This window comes from Pseudomonas sp. PAMC 26793 (genome assembly GCF_000313235.1).
GTDB lineage: Bacteria > Pseudomonadota > Gammaproteobacteria > Pseudomonadales > Pseudomonadaceae > Aquipseudomonas > Aquipseudomonas yamanorum.
On the sequence record NZ_AMXG01000054.1, the window covers coordinates 1 to 16,766 of the forward strand.

The 16,766-nt window shown below is 61.7% G+C and carries 14 protein-coding genes; 10 read left to right on the plus strand and 4 right to left on the minus strand.

Annotated elements, in window-relative coordinates:
* The first annotated feature begins 641 nt into the window (after positions 1 to 641).
* Together macA and D109_RS0127830 are read left to right on the plus strand one after the other, a co-directional pair.
* Positions 642 to 1,793 (plus strand): macrolide transporter subunit MacA, encoded by a 1,152-nt coding sequence (gene macA, locus D109_RS0127825; protein WP_026078267.1) that lies wholly within the window; start codon positions 642 to 644, stop codon positions 1,791 to 1,793.
* 3 nt (positions 1,794 to 1,796) lie between these two features.
* Positions 1,797 to 3,755 carry a MacB family efflux pump subunit gene (locus tag D109_RS0127830; RefSeq protein WP_026078268.1) on the plus strand — a complete coding sequence of 653 codons (1,959 nt, stop codon included), beginning with the start codon at positions 1,797 to 1,799 and terminating at the stop codon, positions 3,753 to 3,755.
* A gap of 123 nt (positions 3,756 to 3,878) precedes the next feature.
* On the opposite strand, the gene D109_RS0127835 is transcribed toward D109_RS0127830, so the two are convergent.
* The gene (locus D109_RS0127835) at positions 3,879 to 4,580 is read right to left on the minus strand and encodes a helix-turn-helix transcriptional regulator (protein ID WP_017479792.1); all 702 of its coding nucleotides are present in this window, start codon (positions 4,578 to 4,580) and stop codon (positions 3,879 to 3,881) included.
* Between the two features lie 185 nt (positions 4,581 to 4,765).
* Positions 4,766 to 6,010, minus strand: coding sequence for a methionine gamma-lyase (locus D109_RS0127840; RefSeq protein ID WP_017479793.1), 1,245 nt, complete (start codon positions 6,008 to 6,010; stop codon positions 4,766 to 4,768).
* Between the two features lie 124 nt (positions 6,011 to 6,134).
* Between D109_RS0127840 and D109_RS0127845 the strand changes: the two genes are divergently transcribed.
* The 7 genes from D109_RS0127845 (at position 6,135) to D109_RS0127875 (ending at position 12,805) form a co-directional block, all read left to right on the plus strand.
* Positions 6,135 to 6,605 carry an Lrp/AsnC family transcriptional regulator gene (locus D109_RS0127845; protein ID WP_017479794.1) on the plus strand — a complete coding sequence of 157 codons (471 nt, stop codon included), beginning with the start codon at positions 6,135 to 6,137 and terminating at the stop codon, positions 6,603 to 6,605.
* A gap of 609 nt (positions 6,606 to 7,214) precedes the next feature.
* The gene (fmdA, locus tag D109_RS0127850) at positions 7,215 to 8,444 is read left to right on the plus strand and encodes a formamidase (protein ID WP_017479795.1); all 1,230 of its coding nucleotides are present in this window, start codon (positions 7,215 to 7,217) and stop codon (positions 8,442 to 8,444) included.
* Positions 8,445 to 8,446: 2 nt separating this feature from the next.
* Positions 8,447 to 8,794 carry a zinc ribbon domain-containing protein gene (locus D109_RS0127855; protein WP_017479796.1) on the plus strand — a complete coding sequence of 116 codons (348 nt, stop codon included), beginning with the start codon at positions 8,447 to 8,449 and terminating at the stop codon, positions 8,792 to 8,794.
* A 15-nt stretch (positions 8,795 to 8,809) separates the two neighbouring features.
* A complete protein-coding gene (locus tag D109_RS0127860) occupies positions 8,810 to 9,853 on the plus strand; it encodes an aliphatic amidase (RefSeq protein WP_017479797.1) in 1,044 nt (347 codons plus the stop codon).
* 3 nt (positions 9,854 to 9,856) lie between these two features.
* The gene (locus tag D109_RS0127865; protein ID WP_017479798.1) at positions 9,857 to 10,813 is read left to right on the plus strand and encodes an AAA family ATPase; all 957 of its coding nucleotides are present in this window, start codon (positions 9,857 to 9,859) and stop codon (positions 10,811 to 10,813) included.
* A 50-nt stretch (positions 10,814 to 10,863) separates the two neighbouring features.
* On the plus strand, positions 10,864 to 11,427 hold the full coding sequence (locus tag D109_RS0127870) for a DUF2239 family protein (protein ID WP_003218595.1): 564 nt from the start codon (positions 10,864 to 10,866) through the stop codon (positions 11,425 to 11,427).
* A 22-nt stretch (positions 11,428 to 11,449) separates the two neighbouring features.
* Positions 11,450 to 12,805, plus strand: a complete 1,356-nt coding sequence (locus tag D109_RS0127875; protein WP_017479799.1) for an MATE family efflux transporter — start codon at positions 11,450 to 11,452, stop codon at positions 12,803 to 12,805.
* An 812-nt stretch (positions 12,806 to 13,617) separates the two neighbouring features.
* On the opposite strand, the gene potE is transcribed toward D109_RS0127875, so the two are convergent.
* Together potE and D109_RS0127885 are read right to left on the minus strand one after the other, a co-directional pair.
* Positions 13,618 to 14,934 carry a putrescine-ornithine antiporter gene (gene potE, locus D109_RS0127880; RefSeq protein ID WP_017479800.1) on the minus strand — a complete coding sequence of 439 codons (1,317 nt, stop codon included), beginning with the start codon at positions 14,932 to 14,934 and terminating at the stop codon, positions 13,618 to 13,620.
* Between the two features lie 50 nt (positions 14,935 to 14,984).
* Entirely contained in the window at positions 14,985 to 15,881 is an 897-nt protein-coding gene (locus D109_RS0127885; RefSeq protein WP_017479801.1) for an AraC family transcriptional regulator, read from the minus strand.
* Between the two features lie 139 nt (positions 15,882 to 16,020).
* Here D109_RS0127885 and D109_RS0127890 point away from each other — a divergent pair, with 139 nt between their 5' ends.
* Complete coding sequence (locus D109_RS0127890) at positions 16,021 to 16,764, plus strand: SDR family NAD(P)-dependent oxidoreductase (protein WP_017479802.1); 744 nt, start codon at positions 16,021 to 16,023, stop codon at positions 16,762 to 16,764.
* Positions 16,765 to 16,766: the final 2 nt, after the last annotated feature.

A 16,766-nucleotide genomic window follows, 5' to 3' on the forward strand; every position in this document is an offset into this window, starting at 1 on the left:
CTAAATCGGCATCCCTGCCGATTTACCCGCTCCACCGTGCCTACTTGCGGCCATCGTGGTTAACGGGGCCCGCAGATCAAGATCAAGATCAAAAGCACGGCGGCCTGAAAGCCGACCTGAGTGTTAGAAGCAAAGGCAAAAGCTGCTTTTCTGTAGGAGCTGGCTTGCCTGCGATGCAGACACCTCGGTGTATCAGGCAGACCCAGTTGATGCCATCGCAGGCAAGCCAGCTCCCACATTTGACCGTGCCCGCTATAGCTTTTGATTTGGCTTTTAAACACTCAAGCCGGCCGGTAGGCCGCTGTGCTCTTGCTGTTGATCTTGATTTTGATCTTAGGCGCCCCGTTAAACCACGCTGGCCGAACGCAGGCTTTGGAGCGTGGGTAACCCGGCAGGACGCCGGGTTAGCCGCGCTGGGCCAAGGATGGCCCATCGCGGCGGCCCACGGTCCAAAGCCGGAGTGAGGGAACACCGAGCCTAGGCGAGGTGCCGAGTGGTGGGGCAAGAGCGTTTTGCTTACTTTTGCGCTGTTCAAAAGTGAGCCGCTGTAAGAGCGGAACCCATATCAGCCGTTACCAAAAAAACGGATATGTACTCCGAGCCAAAAGCCGGACCAACTTCAACGTCTTCTGTGGTCACTTATGGAAAAGTCAAAGCTTCGCAAAACAGGAATGGCCCTGGCCCTGGCAATCGCCGCCGCCCTGACCATCTACGCCGTGCAGGCCCCGGCAGACGCGCCGCAATACCTGACCGCCACCGCCGAACGCAGTGATATCGAAAACGCTGTCCTGGCCACCGGCTTGCTCGAAGGCGTCAAGCAGGTCGACGTCGGCGCCCAGGTCTCCGGCCAGCTCAAGTCCTTGAAGGTAAAGGTCGGCGACAAGGTCAAGAAGGGCCAATGGCTCGCCGAAATCGACCCGTTGATCCTGCAAAACACCCTGCGTAAAGCCGAGGTCGACGAAGAAAACCTCCAGGCCCAACGCCGCGCCACCGCGGCTCAACTCAAGGAAACCAAATCCGTCTACGAGCGCTACCAGGGCCTGCAAGAGGACGAATCCGTGTCCCGCCAGGACTTCGAAACCGCCGAGTCCAACTACGAAGTGCAACGCGCCAACCTGATGTCCCTCGACGCCCAGATCAAAAGCGCCCACATCCAGATCGACACCGCCAAGATCAACCTGGCCTACACCCGCATCGTCGCGCCGATCGATGGCGACGTGGTGGGCATCGTCACCCAGGAAGGCCAGACCGTGATCGCCAGCCAACTGGCGCCGGTCCTGCTCAAGCTGGCAGATCTGGACACCATGACCGTCAAGGCCCAGGTCTCCGAGGCCGACGTGATCCACATCAGCCCCGGCCAACAGGTGTACTTCACCATCCTCGGCGAGGCCGACAAACGCTACTACGCCAAACTGCGCGGCACTGAACCTGCGCCGCAAAACTTTCTCGAAACCCAGACTGCCGGCACCCCAAAACAAAATACCGCGGTGTTCTATAACGCCCTGTTCGACGTGCCCAACCCCGACCACCGGCTGCGCATCGCCATGACCGCCCAGGTGCGGATCGTGCTCGACACCGCCAAGGCCGCACTGACCGTGCCGGTGGCCGCACTCGGCCCGCGCAATGCCGACGGCAGCTTTCCGGTGCGGGTGCTGGACGCCAAGGGCAAGGCCAACACGCGACAGGTGAAGACCGGCATCAACAACAACGTCAAGGTGCAGATCCTCGATGGCCTGGCCGAAGGCGACAAGGTGGTGATCGGCGATGCATCGCCCGCCGTGGCGGGGGGCTGATTGATGACTCAGCCACTGCTGGAGCTTAAAGGCATCGTGCGCAGTTTCATGGCCGGTGACCGCGAATTCATTGCCCTCAAGGGCATCGACCTGACTATCCATGCCGGGGAAATGGTGGCGATCACCGGGGCCTCGGGCTCGGGTAAATCGACCCTGATGAACATCCTCGGCGGCCTCGACTACGCCACTGCCGGCAGCTACAAGATCAATGGCATCGAAACCCGCACCCTGGGGGATGAGCAACTGGCCGAACTGCGCCGCGACTACTTCGGTTTTATCTTTCAGCGTTACCACTTGCTGGCGCACTTGAGCGCGTTGCACAACGTGGAAATGCCGGCGATTTATGCCGGTACGCCGGAAACCGCCAGGCACAGTCGGGCAGGGGAGTTGCTGGCACGCCTGGGTTTGTCGGGGCATCTGACCCATCGTCCGAGCCAGCTTTCCGGCGGCCAGCAACAGCGGGTGAGTATCGCCCGGGCCTTGATGAATGGCGGCGAAGTGATCCTCGCCGACGAGCCCACCGGGGCCCTCGATACCCATAGCGGCAAGGAAGTGATGCGCATCCTGGCCGAGCTGCATGCCGCCGGGCACACGGTGATCATCGTCACCCATGACCCGAAAGTCGCGGCCAATGCCCAGCGGATCATTGAGGTGCGCGATGGCGAGATTGTCAGTGACCGCGCCAATCAGAGCGTCGGCCTCGACCTGCCCACCGAAGCGCCCATCGAGCCCAAGCGCAGCGGTGCGCGCAAATTGGTGGCGAGCCTCGGGCTGTTCAAGGAGGCCTTCAACATGGCCTGGGTTGCGCTGATTTCCCATCGCATGCGCACCTTGCTGACCATGCTCGGCATTGTCATCGGCATCACCTCGGTGGTGTCGATCTCGGCCATCGGTGAAGGTGCCAAGCGCTATGTGCTCAAGGACATCCAGGCCATTGGCAGCAACACCATCGACATCTTTCCCGGCAAGAGTTTCGGTGACAGCCGCGCCTCGGCCATCGAGACATTGTTGCCGTCGGATGTGGAGGCGCTGAACCAGCTGTATTACGTCGACAGCGCCACGCCGGTGGTGGGGCGCAACCTGTTATTGCGCTACGGCAACATCGACCTGGATGCCCAGGTCAATGGCGTCAGCGACCGCTACTTCCAGGTCAAGGGCCTGAAGCTCGAAGCCGGGATTACCTTCAGCGAAAGCGACGCCCGGCGCCAGGCCCAGGTGGTGGTGATCGATCACAACACGCGCCATCGGTTGTTCGGGCCCGGGGTGGATCCGTTGGGCCAGGTGATCCTGGTGGGCAGCCTGCCGTGCACGGTGATCGGGGTGACGGCGGACAACAAAAACATGTTCGCCGCCAGCAAGGCGTTGAACGTGTGGGTGCCGTATGAGACGGCAGCGGGGCGGCTGTTGGGCCAGCGTCATCTGGACAGCATCACCGTGCGCATCAAGGACGGCCAGCCGAGCAAGGTGGTGGAAGAGAACGTCACCAAGCTGATGTTGCAGCGCCACGGCACCAAAGATTTCTTTACCAACAACCTCGACAGCATCATGCAGACGGTGCAGAAAACCAGCCGGTCCCTGGCGCTGCTGTTGTCGTTGATTGCGGTGATTTCGTTGTTGGTGGGGGGCATCGGGGTGATGAATATCATGCTGGTGTCGGTGACCGAGCGCACCCGTGAGATCGGGATTCGCATGGCGGTGGGCGCGCGGCAATCGGATATTCGCCAGCAGTTCCTGGTAGAAGCGGTGATGGTCTGCCTGATTGGCGGGATGATCGGCATCTCGCTGTCATTCGCCATTGGCTATCTGTTTTCGTTGTTTGTGAAAGAGTGGGAAATGGTGTTTTCCCTGGGGTCGGTGGTGACGGCGTTTGCATGTTCGACGTTGATCGGGATTGTGTTCGGGTTTGTGCCGGCGAGGAATGCGGCGCGGCTGGATCCGATTGAAGCCCTGGCCCGGGATTAAGCCGGGTAGAGATCAACATGTGGGAGCGGGCTTGCTCGCGAATGCGGTGGATCAGTCACACATGTATTGACTGACACATCGCATTCGCGAGCAAGCCCGCTCCCACATTTGTCCTGCGGTGTTCTAGAGCGTTGCGTTTTCTTCTGCGGCGTACATCCAGCGCATCAACGAATGCCGGCCACTGATGCCCATCTTGATCGCCGCCCGCTTGAGGTAGCTCTCGATGGTATTGACCTTCAGCGCCAACTGCTCCGCCAGTTCCGGCGCGGTACGCCCGGCCAGCAACCCCACGCACACCTCCAGCTCACGGCTGGACAGGGCCAGCCCCGATTGCGCGAGGCGTTCTTCGAAGCGTCGGCGCAAGGTGTCGATGCCGGGTTGCTGCGGCGCTTCACTGTCGGGGCCGCTGGGGTGCAGGGCGCTGATGTGCTTTTCAACCATCGGCAGCAGCAAGGAGGAGAAGTCTTGCAGGATGATCCGTTCCTGCTGGGAAAAGCTTTCGGAGGGGTTCGAGCGATACACCGACAGCACGTAGCTGACGTCATCCTTGCGCCGGGTCAGGTGCAGCTGTGCGGCGGCCTGGGCTTCGTCGAGCCCGGGCACCGTGTCGGTGTACACCGGGCTGATCCCCAGCATTCGCGAGCTGCCGGCCTTGCGCGGCGCGTGTTCCCTTGGACTCACGGGCATTTGGGTGATGTGCGTGGCGTCGACTGCCAGTTGGGTGAGGATCAGGTCATGCAGCATGCGCGGGAAATGTCGGCTGCCGGTGCTGGCGATGACCTTGCCAATGTGGGGGAACAGGTGTGAGTTCATCATTTCATCCATGAGTTTCAAGGAGGGCGGCGTACAGGGCAGTGATCTCCATGACTGCCGCCTCGTATGCTAGTACAGGCTTTCGCAAACGGGCCAACGAATGGATCAAATTTTTTGCAGTGCAGGGCGCAACGGGAAAAGCCCGACCTTTTCAGGCCGGGCTATTGGTAAACGTCGCGCCTGGTTGTGAATTTACCTCAAGCGTGATGAACGTTTTGCTGCACAACCCTAGATTTCGGTTTCAGGGCACAGGCGTGCAGTGCCTGCTCAACGTCCGCCAACAGATCGGCGACATCCTCAAGACCCGCCGAGAGCCGCACCAGTCCTTCGGAAATCCCGTGGTGGGCGCGTTGTTCCGGGGTGTAGGTGGAGTGGGTCATGCTGGCCGGGTGCTGGGCCAGTGACTCGGCATCCCCCAGGCTCACTGCCCGGGTGAACAGCTTGAGGGCATTCATGAAACGCCGGCCCATCTCGATGCCGCCCTTGAGTTCAAACGCGATCATGCCGCCGGATTGTTTCATCTGCCGGGCGGCCAATTCGTATTGGGGGAAGGAGCGCAAGCCGGGGTAGGTCACCCATTCCACCAGGGGATGAGCCTGCAAGGCTTCGGCGATGGCCAGGGCGTTGCTGCAATGACGGTCCATGCGCAGGGCCAGGGTCTTGAGGCCGCGCATCAGCAGGGCCGCGTCCTGGGGCGACATCACCGCGCCGGTCAGGTCCTTGAGCCCTTGCAGGCGAATGCGCTGGGCCAGGGCCTGGCTGCTGACGGCGATACCGGCAGTGATATCGCCGTGGCCGCTGAGGTATTTGGTGGCCGAGTGCACCACCACGTCGGCGCCCATTTCCAGTGGGCGTTGCAGGTAGGGGGTGCAGTAGGTGTTGTCCACCACCACGGTGATGCCGGGTTGTTGGTGGGCGATGTTGGCGACGGCGGCGATATCCACCAGTTGCAGGTTGGGGTTGGCCGGGGTCTCGAAATAGATCATGCGCGTGGCCGGGTTGATGGCCTCGCGCAGGGCGATCAGGTCGGTGAGGTCGACGTGGCGGACCTTGATGCCGAACTCGCCGATGCCGTGATGCAGCAGGGCGAAGGTGCAGCCGTAGAGGGTCTGGCTGACGATGATCTCGTCACCGGGGCGCAGCAGGGTCCAGAACGTCGCCGCAATCGCGCCCATGCCGGAACTGAAGGCCACGGCGGCTTCGCCGTTTTCCAGGGTGGCCATGCGCGATTCCAGCAGGGCCAGGGTGGGGTTGGAGATGCGGGTGTAGAAGTGCCCGTTTTCTTCACCGGCAAAGCAGGCGGCACCGTATTCGGCGGTGGGGAAGGCGAAGGTGGCCGACAGGTAGATCGGCGGCACGAGAGCGCCGTGATGGTCCTGTGGGTCGTAGCCGTGGTGGATGGCACGGGTGGAAAAGCCGAACGTATTGTGTTTATTTTTCATGGTCGGACGCTCCTTATTTCCTACAATGCTATGCTTATAACGGCGGCCGAACGTTCCATAGTTTGGTGGGAAAACCCGGTAGATTGGGATGAAAAACAATAAAAATGACGTTTTGAGGCAAGATATGCCCATTCATCTGGATCGGACTGACAAGGCACTTTTAAACGCCTTGCAGGGCAATGCGCGGTTGACGGTGGCGGAGTTGGCGGAGCGGGTGTCGCTGACCACTTCGCCGTGTTGGCGGCGGGTGAAGAACCTCGAGGACAGTGGGGTGATCGGGGGGTATCAGGCGATCCTGTCACCCAAGGCGCTGGGGTACGGGGTGACGGCGTTTGTCAGCATCATGATGGACACGCACTCCCGCGAGGTGGCCCGTGCGTTTGAGCAACGGTTGCTGGAGATTCCCGAGATTGTGGCGTGTCACAACGTTTCGGGGCGGTATGATTTTTTGTTGGAAGTGGTGGCGAAGGATCTGGAGTCGTTTGGGGAGTTTGCCCGGGAGGTGTTGCAGGGGTTGCCGTGTGTTAAGGAGATTTACTCCAGTTTCTCGTACAAGTCGGTTCGGCCGTTGCGGGTGATTCCTTTGCCGGAGTGATGGTGTACATATCCGTTTCTTCGGTAACGGCGGCTTATGGTTCCGCTCTTACAGCGGGTCACTTTTGGCAAACGCCCGGAATGCCGGCCCAGCCAAAAGTAACCAAAAGGTCTTTGCCCCACCACTCGGTGCCTCGCTTAGGCTCGGCATGCCCGCACTCCGGCCATCGTGGTTAACGGGGCCCGCAGATCAAAATCAAAAGCAGATCAAAAGCAGAGCACAGCGGCCTCCCGGCCGGCTTGAGTGTTAAAAGCAAAAGCAAAAACCAGAGCGAACACAGAGCTGCTTTTCTGTGGGAGCGGGCTTGCTCGCGAAAAACCTGAGGTCGCCGCGTTCAGCCAGAATGCCCGTGTCATCGTTAACGACCTTCGCGAGCAAGCCCGCTCCCACATTTGGACCGTGCCCGCTTTAGCTTTTGATTTTGCTCTTCAACACTCAAGCCGGCCGGGAGCCGCTGTAAGAGCGGAAACCTAAATGGCCGTTACCTAAATAACGGATATGCCCCCAACCCCAACCCCAAAGCCACATACGTCATCCAACGTATTCCCCGCCCAACCCCATCCCCGCGAGACTGCTCCCGACAGCCAAGCCACCTCCGGGAGCACCTCGATGACCGACACCCTGATCAAAGTCGACCTCAACCAACCCGTCACCGAAAACGAGCAAATCCACAACCGTTGGCACCCGGACATCCCGATGGCCTGTTGGGTCAAACCCGGCGATGACTTCATCCTCGAAACCTACGACTGGACCGCCGGCGCCATCAAGAACAACGACGACGCCAGCGACGTGCGCGACGTCGACCTCTCCACCGTGCATTACCTTTCCGGCCCAGTGGGCGTACACGGCGCCGAACCCGGCGACCTGCTGGTGGTCGACCTGCTCGACATCGGCGCCAAAGCCGACTCCCAGTGGGGTTTCAACGGCTTCTTCTCCCGCCAGAACGGCGGCGGCTTCCTCACCGACCACTTCCCCAGCGCGCAAAAAGCCATCTGGGATTTCAAGGGCATGTTCACCAGCTCTCGACACATCCCGGGCGTGAACTTCGCCGGCCTGATCCACCCGGGCCTGATCGGCTGCCTGCCCGACCCGGTGATGCTCGCCGACTGGAACCGCCGCGAGCAGGAACTGATCGACACCAACCCGACCCGCGTCCCACCCCTGGCCAACGCCCCGCTGGCCGCCACCGCACACATGGGCAAACTCAAGGGCGCGGCCCTTGACGACGCCGCCGCCACCGGCGCCCGCACCGTGCCGCCCCGTGAGCATGGCGGCAACTGCGATATCAAGGATCTGTCCCGCGGTTCGAAGATCTATTTCCCTGTGTACGTCAACGGCGCCGGACTGTCGGTGGGGGACTTGCACTTCAGCCAGGGCGACGGCGAAATCACTTTTTGCGGCGCCATCGAAATGGCCGGCTGGGTGCACATGAAGGTCGAGCTGATCAAGGGCGGCATGGCCAAGTACGGGATCAAAAACCCGGTGTTCAAGCCAAGCCCGATCACCCCGAACTACAAGAACTACCTGATCTTCGAAGGCATCTCCGTCGACGAACAGGGGCAGCAGCACTACCTGGACGTCAATGTCGCTTACCGCCAGGCCTGCCTGAATGCGATCAACTACCTGACCAAGTTCGGCTACTCGCCGGCCCAGGGTTATGCGTTGCTCGGCTCGGCGCCGGTGCAGGGGCATATCAGCGGCGTGGTGGACATCCCCAACGCCTGCGCGACGTTGTGGCTGCCCACCGAAATCTTCGAGTTCGACATCAACCCCAACGCCAACGGCCCGACCCAATTCCTCGACGGCAGCATCGACCTGCCCATCGCACCGGACCTGTAGCCATGCCGACCTATGAATATGCCTGTGAGTCCTGCGGCACCTTCACGATGCTGCGGCCCATGGCCCAGCGTCACGAACCCAGCCAGTGCCCGTATTGCGACGGCCCGGGCGGGCAGTTGCTGCTGTCGGCACCGGCGCTGACCACGCTGTCGGCCAATCAGCGCAAGGCGATTGCCGGCAACGAGCGCAGCGCCCATGCGCCGCAAACCGTCGGCGAGTATCAGGAGGCGCGCAAGCACCCGGCGGGCTGCAGTTGCTGTGGCAGCCGCAAACCGGTGGTGCCAAGCAAGGCCAACCCGCTGGGGCTCAAGACCAAGACCGGGCCACGGCCCTGGATGATCAGTCACTGACCGAGGAGATTTGCAATGCGCCATGGCGACATATCCAGCAGCCCGGACACGGTCGGCGTTGCTGTCGTGAACTACAAGATGCCGCGCCTGCACAGCAAGGCCGAGGTCATCGATAACGCGAAGAAGATTGCCGAGATCATTGTCGGCATGAAGCAGGGTTTGCCCGGCATGGACCTGGTGGTGTTCCCCGAATACAGCACCATGGGGATCATGTACGACCACGACGAGATGATGGCCACCGCCGCGAGCATTCCCGGCGAGGAGACGGCGATCTTCTCGGCGGCCTGTCGCCAGGCCAATACCTGGGGCGTGTTTTCCCTGACCGGTGAGCGCCATGAAGAGCATCCCCACAAGGCGCCGTACAACACGCTGGTGTTGATCAACAACCTGGGAGAGATCGTCCAGCGCTATCGCAAGTGCATTCCGTGGTGCCCGATCGAGGGTTGGTACCCGGGCGACCGCACCTATGTCTGCGACGGGCCCAAGGGCATGAAGGTCAGCCTGATCATCTGCGACGACGGCAACTACCCGGAGATCTGGCGCGACTGTGCAATGAAAGGCGCCGAGCTGATCGTGCGTTGCCAGGGCTATATGTACCCGGCCAAGGAGCAGCAGGTGCAGATGTCCAAGAGCATGGCCTGGGCCAATAACTGCTACGTGGCGGTGGCGAATGCGGCGGGGTTCGACGGGGTGTATTCGTACTTCGGGCACTCGGCGATCATTGGTTTTGATGGCCGTACCCTGGGGGAGTGCGGCGAAGAGGAAATGGGCATTCAGTACGCCCAACTGTCGGTGTCGCAGATCCGCGACGCGCGGGCCAATGATCAGTCGCAGAACCATCTGTTCAAGCTGCTGCACCGTGGCTACACCGGCATGCACGCTTCGGGCGACGGGGACAAGGGCGTGGCGGATTGTCCGTTCGAGTTCTATCGCACCTGGGTGTTGGACGCGCAAAAGGCCCGGGAAAATGTCGAGGCATTTACCCGCAGCACCGTCGGTGTCGCCGAATGCCCGGTGGGGCAATTGCCCCATGGCGGTAAAGAAAAAACGGCGGGTTGAGGCATGCGGTTTACCTTTGAGCCGGCTCAGGTCATGGCCTTGCTACGCAGCCGCATCGTCGGCCAGGACGCGGCCCTGGCCCAGGTGGAAGGCTTGCTCAAGGTGGTCAAGGCCGATATCGGCGAGCGCGAGCGGCCGTTGAGCGTCAACCTGTTCATGGGGCCGACCGGGGTCGGCAAGACAGAAATTGTCCGGCTGCTGGCCCTGGCCTTGCACGGGCGTGCCGACGGGTTCTGCCGCATCGACATGCACACCCTGGCCCAGGAGCATTACGCCGCTGCCTTGACCGGGGCGCCGCCGGGTTACGTCGGCAGCAAGGAAGGCATCAGCCTGTTCGACAGCGAACTGATCCAGGGCAGCTATAGCCGCCCCGGCATCGTGTTGTTCGACGAGTTGGAAAAGGCCAGCCAGGAAGTGGTGCGCAGCCTGTTGGGCATTCTTGAAAACGGCCAACTGACGCTGGCGGGTGGCGCTCGCACGCTGGACTTTCGCAACAGCCTGATCTTCATGACCAGCAATATCGGTGCACAACAGGCGCGCCGCCATCGACAGCGATTTGCCCCGTTGCGCTGGTTGAGGCGTGGGGAGGCGGCGGTGTTGGAGGACGCCTTGCACAGTCACTTCGAGCCGGAGTTTCTCAATCGCATCGACCGTATCCTGATGTTCGAGTCCATCGACCATCAATGGATTGAAGCGCTGCTTGAGGTGGAACTTGGCAAACTCAATCAACGCCTGGCGACGCAGCAGCGTTCATTGGTGCTGGATGAATCGGCACGTGCCTGGCTGTGCCGCGACCATGACGTACGCTTTGGTGCCCGTGCCTTGGGCCGCCGATTGCGGGTGGAACTTGAGCCGGCGATTGCCGAGTGTCTGCTGGGTGATCCGGGTGTGGGCCCCATGGGCGCGACTGTCGACAGTGATCGTTTGGTGGTTTCGCGACAAGCGGCTTGCAACAAATAAATTCCAAGCTAATATAATCCGGGTAAAACAATATATTCCGGGTAAAAGTCATGAGCGCATCACACTGCACCGCCTTCCTTGGTCACCAACGCGTGGCCGCCGGCTCTTATGCCGATGTCGCCAAAAACCTGAAAAACCTCGACCTGTCGACGGGCAGCTTGCTGGTGTTCGATGACGCCAGCGGTGTTCAAGTCGACTACCCCTGGCCCGCCGGTTACGCACCACAGCAACCGACCGTCGCGGTGACGGAGGCCGACGTGCCGGCGTCACCTACCGTAGGCCGACCGAAGCTGGGGGTGGTCGCCCGTGAAGTGACCCTGCTGCCACGGCATTGGGAGTGGCTGGGGCAACAACGCGGCGGCGCCTCGGCGGCTTTGCGCCGGCTGGTGGATGAAGCACGCAACGCCCATGCCGAGCACGATGAGCGACGCCAGGCCAAGGAATCCAGCTATCGTTTCATGAGCGCCCTGGGCGGCGACCTGCCGGGTTTCGAAGAGGCCTCGCGGGCGTTGTTTGCCCAGGACGGCGCCGACTTTTCCAACAAGATTGCGCACTGGCCGGTGGATGTGAAGTTGTACCTGGCCTGGTTGTCACGCAACGCTTTCCCTGCCTAATTGCATTGAGATCCGAACCTTCATGGAAGTCACCCAGCAACGACCGTTGTGGCAGATCTACCTGATCTTTCTGGCACCCATGGTGCTGTCCAATTTCCTCCAGAGCTTTTCCGGCACGCTGAACGGTATCTACGTCGGGCAGATGCTCGGTACCCAGGCGTTGGCGGCGGTGTCGGGGATGTTCCCCATCGTGTTTTTCTTTATCGCCCTGGTGATCGGCCTGGGGGCGGGCGCTTCGGTGCTGATTGGCCAGGCGTGGGGCGCTCAGGAAACCTCGATGGTCAAGTCGATCACCGGCGCCACCCTGACCCTCGGCGCCCTGATCGGGGTGATCGCGGCGGTGCTGGGCAGCGTGTTTGCCCGCCCGGCGATGCAGGCCCTGGGCACACCGGTGGATGTGCTGGATGACGCGGTGGGTTACGCGCAGATGATGATGCTGATCATGCCGCTGTTGCTGGTGTTCATCCTGTTCACCCAGCTGCTGCGGGGCGTGAGTGACACGGTGTCGCCGTTGCTGGCGCTGATGGTCTCGACCGCCGTGGGCCTGGTGCTGACCCCGGCACTGATCAAGGGCTGGCTGGGTTTGCCGCCGATGGGCATTCAGAGCGCGGTACTGGCAGGGCTGGTGGGTAACGCCCTGGCGATGACGTTTCTGGTGCTGCGCCTGCGCCATAAAAACCACGTGATGGCGCCGGATCGCGAGTTGATGGCGGCATTGCGACTGGACCGGGCGATCCTTGGCAAAGTGCTGCGTATCGGCTTGCCGACCGGGTTGCAGATGGTGGTGCTGTCGCTGTCGGAGTTGGTGATTCTGGCGCTGGTCAACAGCCATGGTTCCCAGGCGACGGCGGCGTATGGGGCGGTGACGCAAATCGTCAATTATGTGCAGTTTCCGGCGTTGTCGATTGCCATCACCGCGTCGATTCTTGGGGCGCAGGCGATCGGGGCGGGGCGGCTGGAGCGGATTGGGCCGATCCTGCGTACGGGGATTTTGATCAACCTGTGCCTGACGGGTGGGTTGATTGTGTTGGGGTATGGGTTGTCGCACTGGTTGTTGGGGTTGTTCATTACCGACGTGGATGCGCGGGTCAAGGCTGAGCACCTGCTGCATATCATGCTCTGGAGCATTTTGGTGTTTGGCTTCCAGGCGGTGGTGGGCGGGATCATGCGGGCCAGCGGCGTGGTGCTGGTGCCCGTGGGGATTTCGATCGTGTGCGTGTTGGGGGTGGAGTTGCCGGTGGCTTATCTGCTGAATGCGCGGTTTGGGCTGGAGGGGGTGTGGATGGCGTTTCCGGTGACGTATCTGGCGATGTTGGGGTTGCAGACGGCGTATTACCGGTTGGTTTGGCGGCATAAGCAGATCAAGCGGTTGGTGTGAGGTTTTTTTGGGGGGCGGGGAGTACATATCCGTTATTTAGGTAACGGCCGCCTATGGTTTCGCTCTTACAGCGAGTCACTTTGCAAAAGCGGCAAAGTAACCAAAACGCTCTGCCCCGCCTGTCGGGGCCTCGCTGTGGCTCGGCGTTCCCTCACTCCGGCACCGCGAAGCGGGCCGCCGCGATGGGCCATCCATGGCCCAGCGCGGCTAAACCGGCGTCCTGCCGGTTTACCCGCTCCGCAATACCTGCGTTCGGCCTCGGGCTTATTGGGGCAGTCAGATCAAAAGCAAAAGCACAGCGGCCTACCGGCCGGCTTGAGTGTTAAAAGCAAAATCCAGAGCGAAAACAGAGCTGCTTTTCTGTGGGAGCGGGCTTGCTCGCGAAAAACCTGAGAGCGCCGCGTTCATCCAGAATGCCCACGTCATCGTTAACGACCTTCGCGAGCAAGCCCGCTCCCACATTTTTGACCGTGCCCGCTTTAGCTTTTGATTTTGCTCTTCACACTCAAGCCGGCCGGTAGGCCGCTGTGCTTTTGCTTTGCTTTTGATCTTGATCTTAGGCGCCCCGTTAAACCACGCTGGCCGAACGCAGGCTTTGGAGCGTGGGTAACCTGGCAGGACGCCAGGTTAGCCGCGCTGGGCCAAGGATGGCCCATCGCGGCGGCCCACGGTCCAAAGCCGGAGTGGGCACACCGAGCCTAGGCGAGGTGCCGAGTGGTGGGGCAAGAGCGTTTTGCTTACTTTTGCGCTCTTCAAAAGTGAGCCGCTGTAAGAGCGGAACCATAAGCGGCCATCACCTAAATAACGGATATTCACCCCCCACCGGCCGTAACAAACCGCCGCGCCAAAAACCCATACAACAGATACCCAAACGCCAACACCAGCGTCGCACCAAACACCGCCTCCTCACCACAGGCATAAATCGCATACAGCGAATACCCCACGGCAATCAGCAACACCGTGGTATTGCGTGCATAAATCGAGGCCGCCACCCGCGCCTTGTGCATCATCACCAGCAACCCGGTCAGCGCAGTGACGTAAGGAATCAAATTAGTCACCACCGCCAGATTCACCAGCTTGCCGAATTGCGCGCTGGCGGTGGGCGAGATGGTCGACAAGGCAATCAGACTCTGCAACGCCGCGCAGGCAATCAGCCCTAACACGGGAGCCTGGGCGCGGGTCACCCGGCTGAAGAAATGCGGAAACAGACGCTGGTCCGCCGACATCTTGGCCGTTTGCGCCAAGGTAAATTGCCAGCCCAGCAGCGAACCTATGCACGCCACCACCGCCAGCGCCATGATGATATCGCCCACCAGCGGCGTGAAGATCTGCGCATACACCAGGGCAAACGGCGCTGAAGACTCGGCCAGTTCAGCATTGGGCACGATGCCCTGGATCACGCTGGTGGACAGTACATACACCAGCGCCGCGCCGAGGGTGCCCAACAGGCAGGCCAGCGGTACGGTGCGCTTGGGATCTTCCACCGCGTCATAGCCCTGGGCGGCAGACTCCATGCCGAGGAACGCCCAGAGGGTCAACGGGATACTCGCGCCAATCGCATCCCACAGTTGCAGCTGGTTGGGGTTCCAGGCGTCGCTGAACACCTCGGTCTTGAAATAGAACCAGCCGATCACACTCAGTCCCGCCACGGGAATGATCACGCCCCACACGGTGACCACGCCGATACGGCCGGTCAGGCGCGGGCCGCCGAAGTTGGCCGCGGTGGTCAGCCAGATCAGCGCGAGGGTACCGATAAACAACGGGATCGGCCCGCTGCCCAGCCACGGGATGAAGGACGACAGATAGCCCACCGCCGAAATCGCAATCGCCACATTGGCGATGATCAGCGACAGGAAATACAGGAACGAACAGAGGAAGAACCCGGACTTGCCGTGGGCCTCTTCGGTGTAGGCCGACATGCCGCCGGTGCGGGTACAGAACAGGCCGCACTGGGCAAAGCAGTACGCGATCGCCATCGAGCCCACGGCGGTGATCAGCCACGACAGCAGCGAGATCGCGCCCAACTGCGCCATGCTGGCGGGCAGCATGATGATGCCCGAGCCCATCATGTTGATCGCCACCAGGGTGGTCAGGCCCATCAGGCTCATCTTTTTGCTTGGCTCGGCCATCGGCAACTCCTTGTCGTGGGGGCGTGCGAAGGCAGGCTAGCACGTTGTTGTCAGTTCGCCTTCGGGCCCCGGTTTTCCCCCAGGATTCGCGCCGCATCCCGTGCCGGTGGCAGGCCGAACACTCGGGCGTAATCGCGGCTGAACTGGGTGGCGCTCTCATAGCCGACTTCGAAGGCGGCGCTGGTGACGTTTTTGGCGCTGGCCACCATCAACGTGCGGGCCTGCAGCAAGCGCACGCGTTTTTGATACTGCAACGGGCTCAGGTTGGTGACGGCCTTGAAGTGGCGGTGGAAGGCCGACACGCTCATCGCGGCTTTCTGCGCCAGGGCTTCTACCCGGATCGGTTCGGCGAAGTCCCGGCGAATCCGCTGGATGGCCTGGCTCACCCGAGCCATGGCGGTGTCCGGCGCGGCGATTTCACGCAGCATCCAGCCGTGGGGGCCTTGCAGTACACGGTAGAGAATCTCGCGCTCGTAAACCGGCGCGAGGGCGGCGATCGCCTCGGGGTTGCCCATCAGCCGCAGCATGCGCAGCCAGGCGTCCATCAGTTCGGGGGTGACGGCGGCCACGGAAAAGCCGGCATCGTGGTCGTAGCGCCCGGCAGGTTCGGGCAAGTCGCTCAGCAGCGTCGCGAGCACCGTCGGGTCCAGTGTCAGGCTGACCGCCAGGTAGGGTTCACCGGTCGCCGCCGGGTGCACGGTGCCCACGGCGGGCAGCTCGATGGACATCACGAAATACGTCGCCGGGTCGTACCGCAGGGTGCGGTCGCCCACGGTCATGGATTTGCTGCCCTGCAGGATCAGGTTGATCATCGGGTCATACACGGCGGCCAGCATATGCTCGGGAATCGCGCCCTGGACCATGGCCACCCGCGGGATACCCGTTTCAGTGCGGCGGTTTTCGGCCTTGGCGGCCAAGGCACGCAGTTCGATCAGTTGTGTGTTCATGCCGGGCATGCTGAGCGCCCAGGTGGGCCCTGTGCAAGCAAAAAGCAGAAACAGGCAGGTTTCGAGCAGGAACCGCCGCGCCGGCGCAGGCGCGCAGGCCTACTGTGGTGACTCATTTGAGCAAGCAGTGGAGCCACACATGGGCGTTATCCTTATCACCGGCGGCAGCCGTGGCATTGGTGCCAGCACTGCAGAGTTGTGTGCCCGGCAAGGCATGGGCGTGATCCTGACCTACAACAGCCATCCAGAGGCCGCACACGCCGTAGTGCAGAAGATTGAGGTTGCAGGCGGCAAGGCGGTCGCGCTGCCATTGGATGTAGCTGACGTCGGCGCCTTCGAGGGTTTTGCCGAGGCGGTAAAACGGGCGTTGTCGGCGACCTGGGGCGTAAGTGGCTTGAGTGGGCTGGTGAATAATGCCGGTTATGGCCTGTTCAATCCCCTGGAGTCGGTCACCGAGGCCCAGTTCGACGGCCTGCTGAATGTGCACCTCAAAGGGCCGTTTTTCCTGACTCAAACCCTGTTGCCGCTGCTGCAAGCCCACGCCTGCATCGTCAACCTCACCAGCGCGACGACCCGTGTGGCCACCGCCGGCGTAGCACCTTATGCAGCCTTCAAGGGCGCGCTGGATGTACTGACCCGTTACATGGCCAAGGAGTTTGGCGAGCGGCAGATCCGTGCGAATGCCGTCTCTCCGGGAGCCATCCGCACCGAACTGGGCGGCGGGCTCAATGACGAGTTCGAAGCGCTGCTGGCTTCCCAAACGGCCCTCGGCCGAGTGGGCGAGCCTGAGGATGTGGCGCGCGTGATCGCCATGTTGCTGTCTGAAGAAGGCCGCTGGATCAATGCCCAGACGATCGAGGTCGCGGGCGGTTACATCATCTGAAA